20 protein-coding genes are annotated in these 20666 nt (G+C 48.8%); 3 read left to right on the top strand and 17 right to left on the bottom strand.

The features are described from left to right. Both M3650_RS16440 and M3650_RS16435 read right to left on the bottom strand, forming a co-directional pair. On the bottom strand, positions 1-978 hold the full coding sequence (locus M3650_RS16440; RefSeq protein WP_251576364.1) for an ABC transporter permease: 978 nt from the start codon (positions 976-978) through the stop codon (positions 1-3). Between the two features lie 430 nt (positions 979-1408). Beyond that, complete coding sequence (locus M3650_RS16435; RefSeq protein WP_251576362.1) at positions 1409-2641, bottom strand: metallophosphoesterase; 1233 nt, start codon at positions 2639-2641, stop codon at positions 1409-1411. Positions 2642-2845: 204 nt separating this feature from the next. Here M3650_RS16435 and M3650_RS16430 point away from each other — a divergent pair, with 204 nt between their 5' ends. Continuing rightward, the gene (locus M3650_RS16430) at positions 2846-3676 is read left to right on the top strand and encodes a DeoR/GlpR family DNA-binding transcription regulator (RefSeq protein WP_251576360.1); all 831 of its coding nucleotides are present in this window, start codon (positions 2846-2848) and stop codon (positions 3674-3676) included. Positions 3677-3872: 196 nt separating this feature from the next. Here M3650_RS16430 and M3650_RS16425 read toward each other — a convergent pair whose 3' ends face one another. The 4 genes from M3650_RS16425 to M3650_RS16410 all read right to left on the bottom strand — a co-directional run bounded on the left by M3650_RS16425 (position 3873) and on the right by M3650_RS16410 (position 7998). Continuing rightward, the gene (locus M3650_RS16425; RefSeq protein ID WP_251576358.1) at positions 3873-5771 is read right to left on the bottom strand and encodes an FtsX-like permease family protein; all 1899 of its coding nucleotides are present in this window, start codon (positions 5769-5771) and stop codon (positions 3873-3875) included. Further along, on the bottom strand, positions 5746-6510 hold the full coding sequence (locus M3650_RS16420) for an ABC transporter ATP-binding protein (RefSeq protein WP_251576356.1): 765 nt from the start codon (positions 6508-6510) through the stop codon (positions 5746-5748). Before M3650_RS16420 ends, M3650_RS16425 begins: the two co-directional genes overlap by 26 nt. 271 nt (positions 6511-6781) lie before the next feature. Then, on the bottom strand, positions 6782-7129 hold the full coding sequence (locus M3650_RS16415) for a hypothetical protein (RefSeq protein ID WP_251576355.1): 348 nt from the start codon (positions 7127-7129) through the stop codon (positions 6782-6784). Positions 7130-7671: 542 nt separating this feature from the next. Next, positions 7672-7998, bottom strand: coding sequence for a hypothetical protein (locus M3650_RS16410; protein WP_251576353.1), 327 nt, complete (start codon positions 7996-7998; stop codon positions 7672-7674). Positions 7999-8312: 314 nt separating this feature from the next. Here M3650_RS16410 and M3650_RS16405 point away from each other — a divergent pair, with 314 nt between their 5' ends. Then, positions 8313-10493, top strand: a complete 2181-nt coding sequence (locus M3650_RS16405; protein ID WP_251576351.1) for a HelD family protein — start codon at positions 8313-8315, stop codon at positions 10491-10493. 196 nt (positions 10494-10689) lie between these two features. Here the strand turns inward: M3650_RS16405 and M3650_RS16400 are convergent, their stop codons facing one another. From M3650_RS16400 to M3650_RS16350, 11 genes are all read right to left on the bottom strand, one after another. Next, positions 10690-11430: a hypothetical protein gene (locus M3650_RS16400; protein WP_251576349.1), complete on the bottom strand. Its 741-nt coding sequence runs from the start codon at positions 11428-11430 to the stop codon at positions 10690-10692. Between the two features lie 82 nt (positions 11431-11512). Further along, positions 11513-12172, bottom strand: a complete 660-nt coding sequence (locus M3650_RS16395) for a hypothetical protein (RefSeq protein ID WP_251576348.1) — start codon at positions 12170-12172, stop codon at positions 11513-11515. 40 nt (positions 12173-12212) lie between these two features. After that, positions 12213-12359: a hypothetical protein gene (locus M3650_RS16390; protein ID WP_251576346.1), complete on the bottom strand. Its 147-nt coding sequence runs from the start codon at positions 12357-12359 to the stop codon at positions 12213-12215. Between the two features lie 108 nt (positions 12360-12467). Further along, positions 12468-13721 carry a sensor histidine kinase gene (locus M3650_RS16385; RefSeq protein WP_251576344.1) on the bottom strand — a complete coding sequence of 418 codons (1254 nt, stop codon included), beginning with the start codon at positions 13719-13721 and terminating at the stop codon, positions 12468-12470. 49 nt (positions 13722-13770) lie between these two features. Continuing rightward, positions 13771-15417: a hydroxysqualene dehydroxylase gene (locus M3650_RS16380; RefSeq protein ID WP_251576342.1), complete on the bottom strand. Its 1647-nt coding sequence runs from the start codon at positions 15415-15417 to the stop codon at positions 13771-13773. A gap of 71 nt (positions 15418-15488) precedes the next feature. Next, positions 15489-15767, bottom strand: a complete 279-nt coding sequence (locus tag M3650_RS16375) for a hypothetical protein (RefSeq protein ID WP_251576340.1) — start codon at positions 15765-15767, stop codon at positions 15489-15491. 184 nt (positions 15768-15951) lie between these two features. After that, a complete protein-coding gene (locus tag M3650_RS16370; protein ID WP_251576338.1) occupies positions 15952-16686 on the bottom strand; it encodes an ABC transporter permease in 735 nt (244 codons plus the stop codon). Beyond that, positions 16683-17444, bottom strand: coding sequence for a fluoroquinolone export ABC transporter permease subunit (locus M3650_RS16365; RefSeq protein ID WP_251576336.1), 762 nt, complete (start codon positions 17442-17444; stop codon positions 16683-16685). The genes M3650_RS16370 and M3650_RS16365 overlap by 4 nt, the downstream gene beginning before the upstream one ends. Then, a complete protein-coding gene (locus tag M3650_RS16360; RefSeq protein ID WP_251576334.1) occupies positions 17441-18295 on the bottom strand; it encodes an ABC transporter ATP-binding protein in 855 nt (284 codons plus the stop codon). The genes M3650_RS16365 and M3650_RS16360 overlap by 4 nt, the downstream gene beginning before the upstream one ends. A 2-nt stretch (positions 18296-18297) precedes the next feature. Further along, complete coding sequence (locus tag M3650_RS16355) at positions 18298-18915, bottom strand: TetR/AcrR family transcriptional regulator (protein ID WP_251576331.1); 618 nt, start codon at positions 18913-18915, stop codon at positions 18298-18300. A 239-nt stretch (positions 18916-19154) separates the two neighbouring features. After that, positions 19155-19949, bottom strand: a complete 795-nt coding sequence (locus tag M3650_RS16350; RefSeq protein WP_019424114.1) for a lipid II flippase Amj family protein — start codon at positions 19947-19949, stop codon at positions 19155-19157. A 166-nt stretch (positions 19950-20115) separates the two neighbouring features. Here M3650_RS16350 and M3650_RS16345 point away from each other — a divergent pair, with 166 nt between their 5' ends. Further along, positions 20116-20604 (top strand): copper amine oxidase N-terminal domain-containing protein, encoded by a 489-nt coding sequence (locus M3650_RS16345; protein WP_251576329.1) that lies wholly within the window; start codon positions 20116-20118, stop codon positions 20602-20604. The last annotated feature ends 62 nt before the right edge of the window (positions 20605-20666 follow it).

Below are 20666 nucleotides of genomic sequence, written 5' to 3'. Positions count from 1 at the left end.
CTACCACAGGCTGTTACCTGCTCTTCTAGCTACGTAGTTGGCTATCGTGAGCAAGCCGACGCTGATGACAGCCTTGAACAAACCAACGGCGGTCGCATAGGAATATCGGTAATTATTAATACCGACTCGTATGACGTACGTATCAATAACGTCGGACACATCCCTCAACGCCGGATTCGAGGCAAGAATGAGAATGTCTTCGAAGCCTGCGCTCAACAGGTTGCCTATAGCCAATATGAGGAAGATAGTAACAACCGGCATGATGCTCGGAAGCGTTATCAAGTATATTTGTTTGAAGCGGTTCGCTCCGTCCATGGAAGCGGCTTCATACATATGCGGGTCGATACCCGCAATGGCAGCCAAGTATACGATGGAACCGAACCCGATTTCTTTCCAGACGTTGGTTGTTATCAGAATATTCCAGAAATATTCGGACATAGACAAGAAGTTAATCGGGTCGTCGATGACCCTCAGCTTCTCGAGCAGCATGTTAATGCTGCCGTTATCCGTCGCAAGCATCGTGCTGACCATGCCGCCGACGATAACCCATGACATGAAGTGCGGCAAATAGGTAATCGTTTGCACGACTCGCTTGAACACGATTTTGCGGACTTCATTCAACATGAGCGCCAGTATGATCGGCGCGGGAAAACCGATGATGAGTTTCAAAAAGCTGATGACAATTGTATTGCGCATAACGACATTGAAATCGGGTGAGTCGAAGAAGGCCTTGAAGTGCTTCAGTCCGACCCAAGGGCTGCTCAGGAAGCTGCCGCTGCCGATTTTGTAGTCCTGAAACGCGATCAGAACACCGTACATCGGAATATAGCTAAATACAAATATAAGTATTAAAGCGGGTATGACCATCAACTGCAAATCTATTTGTCCGAAAAATCGAGTGAAGTTGTTCTTCCTTTTCTTGGGATTACCAAGGCTCATCCCACTCTCTGCATCAGGGCTGACTGTTAATCGCGCCATCAGTTGACCCTCCTTATCTATACTTGTTCATTGATAGAAGTTCCATATAACGCCTTACACCGTATCTGTACCGTAATCATAATCTGTACCGTAATCATTATAAAAACGGTTACCTTTTTCATTCCATACTCTTCTGTTTCTTCTCTCTCTATACATGGCCACTCTTCCCTCTCCTCCCATTTGTCTGTTTATCTTTTCGTGTACCTTCATTGTAAGATTAAAGCGGTTAAACTGATATATGAACAATCAACGAAAAATGATACTTTTCCATGGAGTTTAATGCCAACTGATTAACCAAACAGGAAACATGGCAAAATAAAATGCGGCTAGCAACCCCCGATTCGCAAAAGGGGCACTAGCCGCAATTATTTATTCTCTCATTTCTGCCACACGACTTATACAGACCAGTTCCGTGCGTGCGTCCGCTGACCTAGACGGACGTCGGAACAGGCCTCGTACGGAACGCTGCCTTCAGGCCGTGATCGCTAACATTTTGGAATGCATCGATGGCATGTATTTCAAGCTCGTACCCTTGGTTCGGCTGCAAATCTGGCAACGTTACACTCACTCTATCCACAAGCGGATAGTTGTAATACTCGGAATAAGCCAAATACTGCACCTCTTCATTTCCATCTGTACGCTTCACTTGAATGCGATAGGAATGAACCAGCTCGTCATCAACCGCTTGATCAAACGATATGCGTACAGAATTCGGCGCCGTATGCTCCTCATCGACAACGATACCCGCGTGCTGCGGGAAAGTAGGCTTTTCAGCATCTCGTTCATTCGTATAAATAAATGATGCTTTATCCGCAGGAACCCTGACCATCCAGGCCTCTCCGATTTCCCGTTCATTCAAGAAATCCATGCGCGTAATAACGACTTTGTCCTCATACACCTCAACTAGACAGCCTTGACTGAATTCGCGGTGACCAGGTGGAAGATTCCCTTGCAGCTTCCCGCTCTCCACTTCCATATAGCTTAGGGAAGCGGTACCAATTGAAGTGAAACACTCCTGGTGAATGCTGCGCGGATCGTTCAATGGATAATGCGAATGCCCGGAGAACGTGATGACTTGCGGATAAGGCTTCAGCGCGTTCATCAGCGCTTCGATGTTCTCTTGAATCCCCCACTCCTTACTGCCGTATACCGTATCCTTCAGGTGCTGGTGAAGGAACACGAAGATCGGCTGCGCCGGAGCATCAGCGGCCGCTTCTGCCAGTTGCTTGCTCAGCCATTCAATCTGTTCGAGCGAGAAGTATCCATGCGTCATCGTATCTTCCGTAGCCAAGACAATGAAATGATGCCCCTGAATGACACGATGATAATATATCGACTCCATGCCCGTCATTTCAAGAAAGCGAGCTTGGGCTTCTGCAGGAGGCAGGCCGTTCCAATAATCATGGTTCCCGATTGCAATGAGCGCCTCTGCCTCAGGCAGCTTGTGCTGTTGGAAGGTCTTCATATGACGTTCATACTCTTCCACCGTTCCGTTGTTCGTCAGGTCCCCTACAATGACGAAGGCATCCTGCTGCGGTGCGCGCGCATTCAATTGCTGCAGCGCACGCTCGAACTTATGAATGCACTCTTCTCCTGTCGGCGCGATATGCACGTCGCTAATTACCGGAAAGACAAGGCGGGGCTGGGATTGCATCGAAGACATTGAGAGCTTCAACTCCTTTGATCATTACAGTATGAATGCGATTTCATAATGAATTCCATCTCAGTCTACTCCTTTCTGTCCCATTTGAAAAGATGCGTTCGAATAAAATGTTCTCGATAATGATCTAGTGAATTCGCCAAAATTTTCCGATATAATAGAGGTCACCACGAACAAGCGATGTCATTAACGAAACAATAAGGATGTGTGATTGCGTTGTTAGCGATTGAACGCCGGAAAGGCATCATGCAGCACTTGCACCGTGATGGCAGAGTGTTGGTTGCCGAACTAAGCAGGAATTTCCGCGTATCTGAGGAAACCATTCGCAGAGACTTGGACCGTCTGGAAAGAGAAGGGCTGCTGCAACGGACGCACGGCGGCGCTTTTCTGGAAGATGACCTTATTACCGATCTTCCGATATGGGTGCGGGAAGACTTTTATTTGGCCGAGAAAATGTGGATAGGCTCCAAATGCGCGCGGCTTGTCAAAAACGGAGACACGATTATGCTCGATTCCAGTACAACCTCGCTTCATATTGCCAGGTCAGTAAAAACGCTTAAACATTTGACCGTCATTACGAACTCTCTCAAAGTAATTACGGAGCTGTCCGATGCCGATCATCTGAAGTTAATATGTACCGGAGGCACGTTGCGGCATCATTCTTTATCTTATTCGGGACATGCGGCCGCCAAAGCGATGTCTTTGTATTTGGCTGACAAAGCGTTCATCTCCTGCTCTGGTATGGATATGCGGCACGGGGTGACGGATACGAATGAGAATGAAGCGGAAATACGCAAAATGATGATACAAAATGCCAAACATAGCTTCCTTGTAGCGGATCAGTCCAAATGCGACAGAATTGGCCTCGCCAAAATTGCGGGCTATGACGCCTTTCATAAGCTCATTACGAATGCCCCGTTGAATAGCGAATGGCGGGAGCATTTGAGCAAATACGCCATCAGCATCGATGATCAACCAGCTCCTCGCACTCCCCGCACTGACGAAAGAATGGACACAAGCACAATTAAAGCGGAATGAGTTCGAAGCATTCCGCTTATTGTGTATCACCAAGCCCCATTAATCTATGCAATGGCAGCATCCTTCAACCAGAACCGCATGGGTCTATCATCGGATACGAGGTATGCAATATCCGTGAGCTCACAGCAAATAAGGAGCAGGCCGGTATCCGGCTTGCTCCTTATTTCAGACAAGTTATGCATTTCGATGCATATCGTTACATTACGTCTTTCAACTTTTTCACATAATTGGCGCGAATAAATACGAAATAGATGATCTGAATGACTAGGAAAGCCCCCAAGACGAGCGACGATTCCAATACCAAATTCGTACTGAACGTATTCTGGAGTGTGTTCAAGGCGACTGCACCGTGAATGACGGCGACGATAATCGGCACGAAGAACAGCAATCCGATCTGGGTGGATACAATCTTGGACAATTCACCTTCTGTCAACCCGAGCTTGCTGATAGCGCGGTACTGAATGCGATCGTTGTCCAGATCTGCGTACAGACGGAAGTATAGAAAGCTTCCTGCGGCGACGAAGAACACTGCGCCGATGAACAGCCCTGTCAACAGGATTTGACCGAAGCCCTGATTAATGTCGTTCAATTCATATGCACGTGAAGAAAAGCGGTAATGCTCTCCGTTCCCTTTCAATTCCGTCATCAATTGTTTGGATACTGCCAGCGTCTGCTGCCAATCTGCGACATCGTATACATACATGGTAGAGTCGTGCTTGGACCCAGGCAGCTCTTGGAATACTTCATCGGATACGACCGCGACGCTGGATCCTCCTACGCTCTGCAGCAGCGGAGCCGGCATCTCGCCGTTCTCTGTGACAGCGAGTTTACGGCCGCCCTCAAGCGTCAAGGATGTCTCCTGCCCCTTGCTGATACCTCTATCGTAGCCCATATCTATGTCTTTGCGATAGAACAAGCGCGCTTCGTCCTGGCCTAGAGCAACGTCTTCCTTCATTATGCGGTTATAGTCAGATGCTTTAATGAAGATGAAGTCTTTGTTCGTCCCGGTATCGGTCACGTTCTTCTCTTTGATGACAAGTAGCTCGAAGCTGATATTTCTCTTCGCTAGCGCTTGTTCGATCAGCGCGGCATGTTCCGCCGCCTGCTTATTATCTGCATACGACTCATACTTTAGCGGAGGTGTTGATGACGATATCATGTTCGTAAACATCGACTTCATCCCCACCAGCGTGCCGATGGCTGTGAAGGCGACGGTAGAGATAATGGCCACCAGGAAGAACATCCGTGCGTTGTCTTTCATGCGGTACGCCAAATCAGACAGTGTAATCATGTTCGTGCTGCTGCGGTACAGCTTCTTTTTGTTTTTCAGCTTATTGATGATGTACACGCTCAGCTGCGTAAACAGGAAGTACGTCCCTACGCTGACGATAATCGCCACGGGGAGCAACGCGAACAGGACGAGAATCCCTCTGACGACAAATGCGATAGCGTAACCGATGATGAGCAGCACAGCTGCCAAAATGGCCAGCACGCGCGAAGCTTTCGGCTCGGGCTTCGGCTTGGCCGTTCCTTTCAACAGATCGATCAGCGAACTGCTGCGCAGAATCGTTGCAGTGAACAACGAGATAAATAAGAATAGCAGCGTGAATGCGGCAAAGGATAGCCAGATCGCCTTTACCGGCATGTAGAAGGACAGCGATTTTTCAAGCGACAACACCGAAGATCCCAGCATCAGCATCCCTTTGGACAGTAAGAGTCCGATCGCAATCCCTGATACAGTCGCTGTCAATCCGATGATGATATTTTCCAAGAAGACGAGCCGTCTCAGCTGCATATCAGACATCCCCTGCATAATGCAGATGCCGAATTCCTTTTTGCGCGACTTCAGGAAGACGCTCATGGAATACAAGATAAAGAAAAACGTGAACACATAAATAATATATTGCGCCACATCCATTCCTGTCTGCGCGCCTTTTCCGTAATTGCCCTGACCTTGAAAGCTCAATTCGGGGTGAAAAGCCAGCATCGAATAGACGAAGAAAATCATGACCGAGAAGGCGCAGCTGAAGAAATAGCCTGCATACAGCCGTTTGTTGCGAAATACGTTTTTAAACGCGAACTGCCGAAAATTCATCTTCCGTTCCTCCTATTACCGACAATACGTTCATGATTTCCTGGAAGAACACTTCACGGCCATTCGACCGGTGAATCTCTCGGTATAACGAACCGTCCTTAATAAAGATGACGCGATCGCAGTAGCTAGCCGCCTGGGCATCATGCGTAACCATCATCATCGTTGCTTCTTCTTCCTTGTTCAGCCTCTGAAGGGTCTCCAACACATCTTTTGCCGATTTCGAATCAAGGTTGCCGGTCGGCTCATCCGCCAATATCAGCTTCGGCTCATGGATGATGGCCCGTGCGATGGCTGTACGCTGACATTGTCCTCCTGATATTTCATAAGTGCGCTTGTTGAGGATATGAGTGATGCCGAGCTTATCGGCAATCCGGTTTACTCGTTCGTCCTGCTCTTTGATGCTGACATTTTCTAGCGTGAGCGGGAAGATAATGTTCTCTTTTACCGTCAACGTCTGCAACAGATTAAAATCCTGAAAGACGAATCCGAGCTCCCGGCGGCGGAACAACGCCAACTGACGCTTGCTCAATTTATGAGTCTGCTGCCCGCCAATGAACACCTCGCCCGATGAAGGCTTGTCAATGGTAGAGACGACATTGAGCAAGGTCGTCTTCCCGCTGCCAGACGGTCCCATGACGCCGACGAATTCCCCCTTCTGCACGGTCAAATTCAAATTCGATAGCGCTTGATAAGCTACTTTGCCTTCATATACTTTCGATACGTTCCGGACTTCTAACATCGGTAATACGCACGCTCCTTCGGTGTAATCTTTATATCAACACTGTAATCCTTAATGGAAATCGGAGCCATTGGTATACCTTACGTTAACCTTTCGTTTTTGTAATATTGAATGAGCATGCAGTCAGAATCATCGGAACCACATTGCGAATCGACGTTTCGGTGATCTCATTAAGATGTTGCGGACATAGGGCCAACAAATAAAAGAGGGGCCCCCGCATCTATCGAAGCGAAGCCCCTCTCCCGTCACTATGACACTTAATCATGCATTCCTAATCGTCGCGCCGCTTCTTGCGGCTAAGCGACAACCCGCCGAAGCCGCCCAATATGGCTAAGTAGAATCCGAGGTCGTACCACCAGCCCGTATTGTTCGCCTCATACACGCGAATGTCTCCGTTGAAAGCTCCAATGATGAGCGAAACCGGCGCGATCCAGCCATGCCAGATGCCCCAGAAAAATCCCGCCGGATCCGCCTGCGTGTAAGAGCCGTCTCCAGGCACACAGCCGCTCAGCAGACCCACCATAAGTGCCAATGCAGCACACAGCCCGACGGAGCGAGCATTACGGCTTTTCTTCGTTTTTTTCTTGTTAAAGTCCGCTTCTTGCCTATGTTCTATCATCTTTCATTCCTCCCTGCTAGCTGATAGCTGTTACTACATATTACTCAACTTCTGGCAAGAAAAATCAGTCTTTTATAGTCACATTTTACAGACTTCAGCGTATTTTTATAGCTTTTATAGTGCTTCAGTAGTCACATTATGAAGGGTTAGTCCTTTGCCTATGAACATTTGCAAAATGAGCCTCTGAGCTGCTTTGAACAGCGCAAGGACGCTTTCCAATTACACGTAAGGCGGCGAACACGCAACATCCATTGGAAAGCATCCAACAGAACAGCCCACTTCATACGTTAACTCTTCATTCTATTGGAAAACATCCATTCAAATTAGACAGATTCCGACTTCACAACTGATAAAGGGAAGAATCCGTTGGACAATTTCCAATGAAACGTCTCACAATCAGCCCATGCACCCGGTTACGTTGGACAAAATCCAATAGAAAAAGCAATGAATACGGACAGCGGCCGCAACAACGTACCCTGTCTTGCTGTGTCTAAATACATTACCGCCTCACCCTCGACAAAACCGCCATCACCTCACTGTCATCACACGAATGGCTGCTTGCTTGCCCCTGCCCCGCCATGACGATGCGCCGATGCATCTGCCTCGAGCAAGGGAGCGTACATCATGAGCGCGTGATTCTCTGTCACATATTTGTCAGCACAGCATTCTCCATCGGCATTGAATGCTGTGCGGTACAGTATATTATGCCGCACACACCCTCCCCAATGATCCTGCCGAATGGAGTGCTCGCGCTCATATATTTCGTACGTATACCACGCAGGATTCGCCGAGTGCCATGCACCCGCAAGCGTATCCCCGGTCAGCGTTAACTCTAACTGAAACGGCTCCCCAGTCGGATTAAAAACCATCAGATTCGCAGCATCGTGTAGGCCAATCGACCGCAGACAAGGCGAAGCTTGGAACGCGGTATTGGCTGCAAGGACTTGCGCACTGGTAGCATACGGGCACCTCTTTGTTCATTGCTATTCCTGACAGGTTATGATATAGTTATCATTCCTTTTTCCATTTTTGCACAGAAGTATGGAATGTCAAGTGTCATCTTTGTTGCGTCGTTTATTTAGACTGTTTATTTGGAATGTCATTCAGCCGTTTGATTGTTTAGTTGAGCTAGTGTAAAAGATGAGTTGAATTGTTAAATATGATTCTTAGGAGGCAACTGAAAGTGAGCGATACGTTTCAAAGTGCCTATCAAGAAGAGGAGCTCCGGCTGCGGGATACGATGGAAGAAATCGATCGTCAATACCGACGGCTAGTGCAGATTCCGGTCTATACAGGGCATGATTTTACTGAGCAAGTAATGGAAGATACACGCGAACTGCGTCGACAGCGGCTGAAGCGGGCTTTGAAGGAGCCTTACTTCGGCCGCCTTGATTTTGAAGAGATAGGCCAACCAGCGCCTTCCGCTCTCTATGTCGGGAAGCACGGCGTCGACTGCGAGGTCGAACTGGGCCAGGCCGATGCCTACCCGCTCGTCGTCGATTGGCGGGCACCGATTGCGAGCCTGTTCTACTCCTTCTCTGGCGGAGTCGACTCCGTAACGTTCGAAGCGCCTGAAGGCGCTGTCGAGGGCCACGTCCATCTGAAGCGCAACCTTGTCATTCGCGGTCAGGTGCTGCAGCGGGTCGTGGATACGTACAATCGGTCCGAAGGTGAGGGCCATGTGACAGACGAATTCCTCGTCTACCGCCTAGGTGAGAACAAAGATAACCGCCTGCGCGATATCGTCTCAACCATTCAGGCAGAGCAGGATCGGATCATCCGCGCGCCGAAAAATATGGCGCTATTCATTCAAGGGGTGGCGGGGAGCGGCAAGACGACCGTTGCGCTGCACCGTCTAGCCTTCCTGTTGTATCAATACCAAGAGCAAATTCGGGCGGAAAAAATGATGATTTTCGCACCGAACCGCATGTTTCTCGATTATATATCCGACGTTCTTCCCGAGCTCGGCGTCGGAAATATCCAACAGCGCACGTTCCCGGAATGGGCGCTTGAAGTGACGGGGCTAGAGCATACGGTACAGCTTGCTTCGCCGATGGAACAGATCGAGTTGTGGTACGGATCGTTGAACAACCGCCCCATGCTCGATAATCAGGCATCCGGCCGCTTCAAAGGCTCGCTTGCCTTCAAGACTTACATGGATGACCAGTTGACCCGTATGGAGCGAGAAGCCGTACCTGTGATGGATTTTAGTCCATGGGACGGAGCGGTATTAAGCTACGATACGATCTCCGTGTGGTACCATGAGGAGTATCGTTCCTATGAGCTGGCGAAGCGCAAAGAACGCGTCGTGGCACGGATTCAACGCTGGATTGAGATGGAGCTGAAGCAAGAGCGCTCCAAGGAGCAGCATAAGGCAAAGAAGAAACTGTCAACCCCGCGGATGAAGGCGTATATGAAGAAATGGGCTGCCTTCGATGCGCTGGCATTATACAAGACGCTATTCGATCCGAAGCGCAACGTCACTCAAGAGGCTCAAACGGTGATTCCGGCCAAGCTCTGCAAGGAAACGTCCGCTTACTTGAAAAAGAACACCGTCAGGAACGAAGATTTGGCGGCACTGCTCTATTTGCACATCCGCCTGCACGGCATACCGGGCGATTACCGTTACGATCATATCGTCATCGATGAAGCCCAGGATTTCTCGCCGCTCCAGATAGCCGTTCTCGACGGGTTCGCCAGAAATCATTCGTTCACGATCTTGGGCGATTTGTCTCAGGGCATCCATGCGTATGCCGGCATACACGATTGGTCGGAAATGCGTGACCTGTTCGAGCTTGAAGCGACCGATTATTTTGCTTTAACGCGAAGCTACCGCTCCACGATGGAGATTATCCATTTCGCGAATGTCGTGCTTGAGCGGGGCGTCCGCACCGACATGCTGGCGATTCCGGTATTCCGCAGCGGGCAGAAGGTCCGGATCGTCTCGGACCCCCCGGAGCAGCAGCCAGACCTGCTTGCCCAAGCGCTTGCGCAATTCGGAAGCAGCGGCTACAACACAATAGCGCTGCTCACTCGTACAGCGGAAGAAGCCCGAGCATTGCATGCGAGATTGAGCTTGCATTGCTCGGATAGGGATATCCACCTTATTGACGGTAATGAGCAGCAGTACGAGGGCGGCATATCGGTGCTCCCGATCTATCTTTCAAAAGGGCTGGAGTTCGACGCCGTCCTGTTGATGGATGCGGACGCCGCCCATTACCCATCCGATCCGCTTGACGCCAAGCTGCTGTATGTCGGTTGTACGCGTGCCCTGCATGAGCTGTGGGTGCTGCATGATTCTGCTCAACCGCTGTCGCCGCTTATATGCACAGACGACGAAGAAACGGTTGTACACGGTTTATAGAGGTTGTTCAAAAAGCTCCATCAAGGACATTCCGATGCTCATAGCAGCCAAGGAATGTCCTTTTGCTTATTCATCTGCGGCACAAAACGCGTCCCTGAGCATCATTGTTCATGCCATCCTCATGTACTCGAACGCGCAGGCGGGCAGCCATATTCCTTGCGGCAACGCGAGTGTGTTTCCTGCTGTGCTGTAAAGTTTACCATGAAAATAAACCGGGCCGTCCGTTCGCGAATCCGCGAAATTCGATCGCCAGCACCATACGGAACGGACTGTGCTCATCTTTTCGCTTGAACAAGCCAAAATAGCCCTCGTCACCGAACGTAATATATTCTTGATTCGTCAATCGGTCTGGCCTTTTAGATTGGAACCAATACTCCGGATAAGACTCCCTTATCCCGAAGTTCAGCCATTCATAGCTTGGAATGTCAATCCCCCGCTGATTCAACACCCATGCGCGGAACAGAATCATCGGATCCTGCTCGGCCGCATAGTCCTGATTCGAATCCGCGAGGCGCAACCGTTGAATATCATGTCCGAGGGCGTCCAAAAACGGAGCATTTTCCGCGAATCGATGCATGGCGGTCACGTCTTGGAATTGCTGCTTGTACTGCTGCTCCGTACGCAGTTCCCGTATGTCACTGAACGTGGTGAACGGAATCGACTCTATCAGTATAAGATAGACGAGCCCGAAGAGGAGCGCGATCTTCTTATTCATCTGATTGTGCTTCGAGCGCTTGGCGACAAACCACCAGCCGAGCAGGAAGCCAAGCGGAAGAAACCAATACGAATCCGTCCCGGGTATAAATCGAAAGGAAAACGAACCGATCATGAAAAAAAGAAATAATCGAGCGGGCAGGAGCATCTCCTTCTCCCTCGGCCTCTGCCACAACGCGATGATAAAAAGGCAGCACAGCCCGGCTAACACTATCCAATTCATCCGTTCATACCGCCTTTCCCCCGCCTCTGCATCTGAAGACTACGCAGCAGCAGCATGCATATTTCGATTCAACCAAGTCTGGTCATGTCCCGGAAATCCAGAACCAGTGCTTGCCTAATTCCCTTTGCTTCACAATTTTGGTCCCGAGGTTTTCCCCATCTGGCTCCCCTTCGGACACATATACGAGGCCAGAAAAGTTATCCAAAAGCCCGCGCATCGTGAAGAATAACACTTGGAGCGATTCTCCATTCCGAACGACCAAGATTTCTCCGCCCCCGCGGGAGAGATGGCGAAGATCGTCTGGAAGCTGCAGCAGCGTGCCGCGATCTGAGCCAGCCGTGCTCCAATCGCCTTGCGTCAAGCGCTCGATAGCCTGCTGGCGCTGCTCGCGATACATCCACTCGTCCAATGCCGCACGAGTCTGATGCAATGGAAACTCTAAGGCGATATAGACGGCGCCCAACTGCGCCACGATCGGAATGAGTATGAGCGCCCAATAACGAAGCGGTCTTCTTTTCACCAAAGCGACGATGATGTCGATGATCGCCCATATAACAGACACGATAAAAACGAGTGCGAACAACGCGAAAAAGATAACTGTACCCAAAAATTCAATATCCATGCTGAAAAAGAACAGCAACAGCCATGCGATTGCCATCACAGCGGAAAATCCAAAGATGAATCTCTTGCGCGTCCGCACGATATATTGTGAAATCGGCTGTTCTGTATCGATAGAATCCATTATGATGACTCCAATCCTATTTTTGTATCATATGCTTCATTCAAATGCCGACTTTCGGACGCACCAACACAACCCGCTTCCATACAGGCATGTTTTTACGCCAAGCGATCGTCAAATTGTATCCTGAGATGTAGATAGCCAACAGCCCGGTCAGGATGAACAGAGAAAATAAAGTGTCATCCTCCATGCGATATCCTTCTTTATTCGTATTTTCAATTCCACATTATACCACATTCCTATAACGTCAAAGCCCAGCCATAAGTTGCAATTATTCATGGCTGGGCTCGTTATCGTATTACAATAAGAGTTGTTTGAACTTCAGCACGCAAGTCGTTCCTTCGTCTGGACGGCTGTAATAGGATATAGTGCCGTTCATCGCCTTCACGAGGCTGATGACGACCATCAAGCCAAGCCCGGTTCCTTTCTCCTTCGTCGTGTAGAAAGGCATGCCGATGCGCTTGATTTGATAATCGCTCATGCCGACTCCAGTATCCTTAACATGGATATGAACGCCTTCATTGTCCGACCACGTTGTCACTGTCATCACACCGCCATCCGGCATCGACTCCACCGCATTTTTCATAATATTGAGCAGGCATTGTTGGAATTTTTTCGCTTCGCCCATCACATAAATCGGCTGCTTCGATAAATGCTTGATGACTACTTCAATCTTGGATATGACGCAGAGCGGCGACATCATCGGAATAATGCCGTCAATCTCTTCTTGGATGTGAATCGGGCGTGCCAGCTCCACTGCCGGCTTCGCATAGTTTAAATAATCGGTAATGATGGAGTTCGCCTGCTCGATGCCCGATATGGCATAATTCCGATATGTTTCGAGTTGCGCTGGAGTCAGATTATCCCTGTTCATCAGTTGTAGAAAACCTTGCGCCGTCGTTAATGGATTGCGAATCTCATGAGAAATGGATGCCGCCAGCTGTCCGATGACTTGGTATTTTTCCGCGCTAAAGAGCTCTTCACGCATTTTCTCTTGATTTTTGACATGATTATAAATATAACTCACATACATGGAAGACAAGTAGGTGCCCACAACGGCAATCCCGACTTCGGTACCACTCACTGTATCCCAATCGTCGAACACAGATAAAAAGCCGAGCAAATAAATCGTAATGAGCGTCATCGAAATGAGGCAAATTTGCCAGTACGTGCTTCGCAGCACCTGCTTGTAATGGAATGTGAGGCCCAAGACGAGCAGCAGCGTGGATCCGATGACTGTCGGCACAAAATCATCCATCATAACTATGGTGCAAATATTAAATGCAGCCCAAGTGAATATTCCCGGCAAAAAGCCTTCGAACAGCGCCGCTAATGCAAGCGACACTGGTGTAAGATGAATACCGTATATAAGCGGATCGATATCTTCATATTGCGTATAAAAAAACGTAAGCACAAAAAGAATGAGAATAAATAAAATTTTGCGGCGATAATTGGCGAACATGAATTGAGGGGTAATAATAAGGAACATGAGACATGCGCTCATAATATAGAGCAGTCCCTTGAATTCATACGCTATGATGGACTGAATCAACGTTGACCGTTCCTTTCCTGGTAAGATACGGTACGCAGAAATGAAGGCGTCAACCGATTATTTTCCCGTTCCATGGCAGTCCCTTCTGAAAGCGGGAACGATCATTTGAACGCCAAGCCGATAACAATGGATAATCGTACATATCCCATACTTTGCAAGGAGGCACATCCATATCGGATAACTGGATAATGCAATTCACCGCCCGTCTCGCCGCTTCATTCGCCCCTTCCATCGTTGCCAAGTCCGTGTTCGTTCGCACATAATCCGACGCGAGAAACAAGTTGGGAATCGCCGTATATGCATTGGGCCGCAAGTTCCATGTATTTACGTGATTCACAAGCAAAGGCTCCATATTAATCGCTTCATGCGGATTCGGAAATTGAATATCTTCGTCCAAATACCACGTCACCACCATATGATCGGACAACACCGTCTTCCCTTGGTTTAGACTGCGCTTCAACTGTTCCCACACTTCGGCTCGAATTTCTTCTCTTGAACACTCCATGGCCGGCTTGCCATATAAGATGCCGGGAGTTCTCCAGTCTGACACATCGATGGAGATGATTCCCTTGACTTCGCCATTCCCGTATTTGCTTAAATCGAAGTTCGGCCAAAATTGCGCCTGTGACACCGACGTCAACGCCCACGGGCTGTCCATATAGATGACATGACCATGGATAATCGGCACGTCTTCCTTCAAATAAAACTGGACGCCGTTCATCCATTCGACATTCTCTGCCAGCTCCGTCAACCCGCCCAGCAGTGGATCCGCTTCAATTAAATCTTCATTCAATAAGCCAGCCATGACTTCAACCGGAAGCGCAGCAATATAATAATCTCCCGTCACCATCTCAGTACGTCCATTCTCTGTAATGGTCACTCCTTGGATGCGCCCCTGCCGGCAATGTATGTATTCAACCTTCGCGCCGAGGTGGTAGTCGACTCCGCCTGCACGCAGATGATCAAGCCACGGATTGAGCCATACATCATTGGTCGGACCGTTCAATAAACGGTCTGCGCTTCCCCCCGGAAGCACCATATCGAGCATGATGGTCGCCCCGACAGTTCCGACCGTGCACACATTCGCTTCCTGCGCTCTGGCGGCTACGAGTATCCGTGTCAAGCCCGTAAATATTTTACGGAATTGCGCCGACTGCTTCTCCGCTTGCAGGAAATCCCACCAGGCGATTCGTTGATAATCCAACAGTCGCCTTTCATCGCAACTTGTGAGCACTTGCCATAGACAAGATACGTAATGTTCAATATCTTGCTCGCTAAGCTCTAGATTGTTGTCGAAAAGGGATTTGAGCAACGTTCTCCAACCGCTGATCGATTGTGGAAATTCAGTCAGAAAGGGCTGCATCGGGCGATCGAAAAATGCCAGTCCCAGATTAGTCCCTTCAATAAGGTTATGATACACGCTATGTCTATTACTCTTATACGGTATTCGCTTCATCGTATCGGTTATATGTTTATAAAATTTCGGAAAGAAGCGGAAGCCATGCTCTCCCGGCAAATCGTGGCGCCCATTCTCTCCCGAATTCGGAACAGGCATGCTGCGAGCTTTACCTCCTGGGATCTGTCTCCACTCATATACAGAAACCTGAAACCCCCGTTCCATTAATTCATGGGCAGCGCTCATTCCGGCGATTCCACCGCCAAGCACTACCACTTTTGGCTGAACTGTTCCTATCATAAAGGTTGCTGCACTCCTATTCCACGAGATACTTGGAAAAAATCAACTATTTTCATATTACTATACAACCATCAAATTACAACAGATTTCAACATATTTTTGCAGGAAAACTCTACTTTTGACGATAGCCCCCGCTTAGAGTCAGGTTCGTGCAGCGGCGCGTTCAGACTGGAAGAGATGCGCTCGGTCCACCCCTTTGCTTCACTCTCCCCTTCCATCAGTCGGCGGTATGCCCAATGACGATTCTGGCGCGCTGCCATCATAATCGGCCGCTTCGTATCATGGAGTACTTGAACGACATGTGCCTTGCCCTCGTTATTTCCTTCCTGACCGTATGGGAGAATGGACATAAGGACTATTGTAATAGAATCCCGTTACTGTTTTCGTAGTAACGAAATTAACTTTGTCGATTCACGAAACTTAAATATTCCTTTATAGCAAAAAAACTGCCGAACCGTTAGATTCTACAGTTTCCTTTTTTTATGGTTAGCGCCCCCACTCCGACTCGCTTATCGGCTAGGTAATGGTGCATCATCAAGCTATCATTCTTGCATATTTACGGTACAGAACCGTAATGAAGATAAGGTGGATCCCCAGTCCTATGCCGCCAGCGAGCAGAAGTTCCGGCTCATTCCATTGCATGGTCCGGTTGTGAACAAATAGCTCAATAACCCAATAGGTCGGTGTCACCGCTGCACCCCAACGCCATGGCTCTGGCAGCATATAGGCCAACACCGGGATAAAGATCAACAATCCGCCTAGCTTAGACCATGCCAGCCCTTCCACTTTATTGGAGGCGAACGAGGTCAACAAGAGGGCCATCATCGGCCCTTCCAGCAGCAGCATTACAAAGGCGAAGCCATACTGACCAGCACTCCAAGCTGAGAAATCAACCACAATAAATGCCAGCAAAATATAGATTCCGGACAATAGCGTCGGTAGAGTCAACCGATGAATGAAATACCCTTCCTGCGAGAGAGGGGTGATCGCATAATAGGCGATGAGCTGCTCATCTCTTTCGTCGAGCATCAGCAGGCCAGCCATCACACCGATGACGAGAGGAATGAGCAATAATGACGTGCCGAACATCACTCCGTAATGGGCCGTTACATCAAATCCCGTCTGCGCAACGAGCTGTTCCGAGACGAGCGGCACTCCGTATTTCAGCGCCAGCACCAACAATAAGGGGGCAATCGTAATGAAAATAAGCATCGGATCGCGTCTGACCTGCTTCATATCACTAAACAACAGCTGTGCAGCTCGATTCATGCGTCTCTTCCCCCTTTAGCATCACCGAGTATATTAGATTGCAAGGAGCTATACGCCCAATAGAATGCAATCCCTATCCAGATGAGTAAGCTGGATACCGCGTAAACGCTATCTGCGCCTGAAATAGGCTCGAAAACCGATGTCAGCAGCAGCAGTGATCCGGTGGCCGGAAAGAGCAGAAAGAGCTTGCTTGTGTAGACCTGCAGTATTTCTAGTACGGGCAGCACGAGGATGGTAGAATACATGACGGATGAGAAGAAGAATCCGTTAATCGTATGGCAGCGAACGGCAACTCCCAACCCGACCAAAGTAAAAAAGACGGCCGTCAGTGTGACACCCGCGATGAACGCGCCGATACGCTGATGGAAGCCGAAGGTGCTCATATGGATGAACAAGCTGCTTATCAGCGACAGACATGTCAGCGAGATCGTCTTCGACCAGATATAGGATGCCGGCGAATGCGGTGTAACGAACAGGTTGTCATGAATATGCTGCCCTTTCTCAAGCAAGATGAGGCCGCCGATAAAGAAGAACCCGAGCATGCTCGGATCAGAAAACGTCAGCAGCACATTCAACTTCGCTTGATAGGTATCAGGCAGCATCCGCAGAAGAATGATGTAAGCGATACTGATTAGCAAATAGGCGCTGTAAAAATGATGACGGAACTGGAGCTTCATATCCTGTCTCCATGAGCTGAAGAAGCGACGCACACCCGAATAAGGCAGCCGGGGCCGAAGAGTGATAGCTTTATTATTCATGTCAATGTTCTCCCTGTCACTTGGATAAAAAGCTGATCCAGCGAAGCCTCTTGGGTGTGTATCGTCTCAATCGAACCGTTCCGCAGCAGCCGGAGGAACGATTCGTTGTCGCCAATTCCCTCTAATTGATAGTCGGCCTGTCTCAGCGCTGTACCTTCTCTATACTCGAGGCGCACCGCTTTTTTTCCTTCCCGGACTTTGAGCGCGCGCGGCGCATCAATCAAGCGGATTTCCCCATCTACGATGAAAGCGACTCTATCGCATATCTCCTCAGCGACATTCATGTTATGAGTTGTAATAATAATCGTGTTCCCCAACGATTTTAGCTGTAAAATGATATCCTTCACGGTCTTCGCATTTACGGGATCGAGACCTGATGTCGGTTCATCCAGAAACAGAATATCCGGCCGATGCATCAGCGCCCGACATAGATTGAGGCGCATCTTCATTCCTTTTGAGAAGTCGGACACTTTCACATGGCCGTACTCCTCAAGCGACACCCGGGCAAGAAGCTTCTTCGGCTCCTCGGTCTTCACATCATACAGTGAACGGAAAAGGTCCAAATTCTCCAACGCCGTGAATCGGCTGTAAAAGTTCGGGAATTCGAACGCAACGCCAATCGCATTATAATAATCGCGGCCATGATCCTTCAGCTGCTTCCCCATGATGCGCACGCTGCCTTCATATCGCTTCAGCATGCCGATAAGTATTTTCTGTGTCGTGCTCTTTCCTGCTCCGGACGGCCCGAGAAATCCGAAAATTTCACCTTGCGGAATATGAAAATCTAGCCCTTTCAGCGTAAAATCCTTATGTCCGGGATATTTGAAGCGGAGCTGGTTCACTTCAATCATGCTTAATCCTCCTCATTCTGGTCGATGATTAACCCATCGGCGATCAAATCAACGAACAATCTCATCGTGTCGCCGTAGCGCTCCTCGCCGATGAGGTGCTTCTGCAAGGCAAGCAGAATGAGCGATCGGATCAGGCTTACAATGATTTCCGGCTGCTGCGGCTTCATCCACCCTTGCTGCTGACCGAGCACGATAACCGGCAGCAGATCATCCGCATCCTTGGCGAAGTGACGCTCCAATTTGTCAGGCGGAAGCTTGCGGAATAACGCTTCCATCATTTCTTCATCATATAGCTGCTGCAGAAACGGATTGTTCTCCATCGTGGCAAGCGATTCGTGCAAGAAGCGCTTGAAGCTGTCCCGGCTCACGGGAGAATCGCTCTGAAAATATACGCTGGTGAGGCGCTCCCGAATGGTCTCCTCCTCTTGCTCAAGCAGCTCGAAATACAGCTCTTCCTTGGACGGATAGAACAAATAGAACGTCCCTTGCGCAATGCCCACCGCTTTGGTTAGATCGGCGACGCTCGTCTTCTTCAGTCCGTACAGAGCAAACAGCTGCTTGCCTTTCTGCTGCAGCTCCCGCCGAATGTTCTCTTTCTCCTGTTTACTAAATCGCGGCATCATTCACACTCCTATATGATTTTATGAATAATTTTATTTTATATTCATAATTAAAATGCATCTCATTTCTTTTGTCAACAATAACCAACAAAAAAAACCGCTGCCCCCTTTGCTAAGGAGGAGTGCGCGGTCTTTGCAGGAAATAGACGCCCAATCATTCACATTTATGATAATATTGAAATTAATACCATGTTCATTTAGGTTGATTTGGGTTAATGTGTAAATATCATCGTTTTCTATTAAAGGTATTGCACAATCCATGAAATCCATAGCGCTGCCGGATAGAAGAATAGTTGGGCCAACACGGTTCCCAACGCGCGCGACAGGATAAGCAGCGCAAATATTTTTCCCAATCGCTGCCTTGCGGCAGTATCTGCCATCGCTCGATCCGTGAGCATAGCCATTTGCGGGTCGACGAATATGGTCAATAGGATGGTCGCCACTCCGTTGATAAAGCCGGATGATTGAGACGCCGCTGTGCTGAATTCTGTAGTAAGAACTGAGGCGTAAAGGGCAGACATCACCCCGATCGTATAGATCCCTGTCACGCAGCTATTCAGAAGCAGCAAGCGTTTTGGAATGCCCATAATCCGCAAGGATGTGAGCATCTTCCATGTGGGCTTGCGGATATGATGCCTGACATGCTTCAACTGATCAAGCGATACGGAACTGATCATTTTGGGAATCGATCCCGACACTTCTAAGTGACGTATCACCCGGGCAGCCAACAGAACGGCGCTAGGAAACAATAGTAGAGCAAGCAGTGTTCCAATCGTCGAGGAGCCGATAATGATACGGATGTTGGATACCAGATCGAATTCCGGGTGCTCCCTTGCGTAGTCGATAACTTTGCCCGTCATAGGTGCTTGTATGAGATTGGAGGTACGGGAGACAAGCACGATAATACCGGTCAGAGACAGTGAGACCGCTAACCGACCGGCTCGCACGCCGGCATAGCGGACGGCATAGGATAAGGTTTCAAACATGTGTATACATAGCGTAAACAGAGCGATGACTATTATTTTGTCTATCAAGCATAATCCTCCCCGTATCTCGAAAGGTTTCCATGAAATCACATCTGCGAAAGTGAGATAATTGTCTCATGTCTTTTTATGGCTTGTCCAGTGAAAAAAGATTTTCGTCACTGCAACTTTTTCACTCGCCAAACGTTTTAACTGGTAAAGGAGGTTTCCGGTTTCCATGCATGTTTCATTCCGTAAATATAGTATACATGTGTTGCTTGGATGTCTATTACTGTCATTAAGCATTCCGCTTACTGCAGCTGCGGCCGACATTGCGGAGCAACCTACTCAACTCACTCAACCTATGGTGCAAGTGCTGAACAAAGAGGGCGAACCGATTACGAAGGACTGTCTGATCCTTCACGATCTAACTTATTTGCCAATTAAAGATATTGGCCCTAACCTGGATCTGAAAGTGCGCTGGGAAGCAAGCAGCCATACGGTGTATATCGAAGGAACCCTGGCTGAGATCACATGGAACTCGCTGACGAACAAGATGCAGGTGAATAGCAAAGACACGATACTTACAATCAAGCCGGAAATTGTAAATAACAAAACATACATTCCCCTTCAATTGTTGCATGAAGTATTTCAAATCAACTATGATTGGGACGGAACTACGAAGACGGTAACACTACTCTATGACCCCCAACATGCGAATCTGTAGCACAATAACTGAGCAATGCTGGTTCCTTCAACCAAGTACTGCTCTTTTTTTATGTGGGAGGC

It is taken from the genome of Paenibacillus sp. MER TA 81-3 (genome assembly GCF_023713585.1).
Classification (GTDB): Bacteria; Bacillota; Bacilli; order Paenibacillales; family Paenibacillaceae; genus Paenibacillus_B; species Paenibacillus_B profundus.
This window is presented reverse-complemented; position numbering and strand designations above follow the sequence as displayed.

What these genes read in the sequence shown, in the direction of transcription:
- M3650_RS16440 (WP_251576364.1), bottom strand. Translation starts at nt 978, where the DNA reads ATGGCGCGATTAACAGTCAGCCCTGATGCAGAGAGTGGGATGAGCCTT.
- M3650_RS16435 (WP_251576362.1), bottom strand. Translation starts at nt 2,641, where the DNA reads ATGTCTTCGATGCAATCCCAGCCCCGCCTTGTCTTTCCGGTAATTAGC.
- M3650_RS16425 (WP_251576358.1), bottom strand. Translation starts at nt 5,771, where the DNA reads ATGAATTTTCGGCAGTTCGCGTTTAAAAACGTATTTCGCAACAAACGG.
- M3650_RS16420 (WP_251576356.1), bottom strand. Translation starts at nt 6,510, where the DNA reads ATGTTAGAAGTCCGGAACGTATCGAAAGTATATGAAGGCAAAGTAGCT.
- M3650_RS16415 (WP_251576355.1), bottom strand. Translation starts at nt 7,129, where the DNA reads ATGATAGAACATAGGCAAGAAGCGGACTTTAACAAGAAAAAAACGAAG.
- M3650_RS16410 (WP_251576353.1), bottom strand. Translation starts at nt 7,998, where the DNA reads ATGGTTTTTAATCCGACTGGGGAGCCGTTTCAGTTAGAGTTAACGCTG.
- M3650_RS16400 (WP_251576349.1), bottom strand. Translation starts at nt 11,430, where the DNA reads ATGAATTGGATAGTGTTAGCCGGGCTGTGCTGCCTTTTTATCATCGCG.
- M3650_RS16395 (WP_251576348.1), bottom strand. Translation starts at nt 12,172, where the DNA reads ATGGATTCTATCGATACAGAACAGCCGATTTCACAATATATCGTGCGG.
- M3650_RS16390 (WP_251576346.1), bottom strand. Translation starts at nt 12,359, where the DNA reads ATGGAGGATGACACTTTATTTTCTCTGTTCATCCTGACCGGGCTGTTG.
- M3650_RS16380 (WP_251576342.1), bottom strand. Translation starts at nt 15,417, where the DNA reads ATGATAGGAACAGTTCAGCCAAAAGTGGTAGTGCTTGGCGGTGGAATC.
- M3650_RS16375 (WP_251576340.1), bottom strand. Translation starts at nt 15,767, where the DNA reads ATGTCCATTCTCCCATACGGTCAGGAAGGAAATAACGAGGGCAAGGCA.
- M3650_RS16370 (WP_251576338.1), bottom strand. Translation starts at nt 16,686, where the DNA reads ATGAATCGAGCTGCACAGCTGTTGTTTAGTGATATGAAGCAGGTCAGA.
- M3650_RS16365 (WP_251576336.1), bottom strand. Translation starts at nt 17,444, where the DNA reads ATGAATAATAAAGCTATCACTCTTCGGCCCCGGCTGCCTTATTCGGGT.
- M3650_RS16360 (WP_251576334.1), bottom strand. Translation starts at nt 18,295, where the DNA reads ATGATTGAAGTGAACCAGCTCCGCTTCAAATATCCCGGACATAAGGAT.
- M3650_RS16355 (WP_251576331.1), bottom strand. Translation starts at nt 18,915, where the DNA reads ATGCCGCGATTTAGTAAACAGGAGAAAGAGAACATTCGGCGGGAGCTG.
- M3650_RS16345 (WP_251576329.1), top strand. Translation starts at nt 20,116, where the DNA reads ATGCATGTTTCATTCCGTAAATATAGTATACATGTGTTGCTTGGATGT.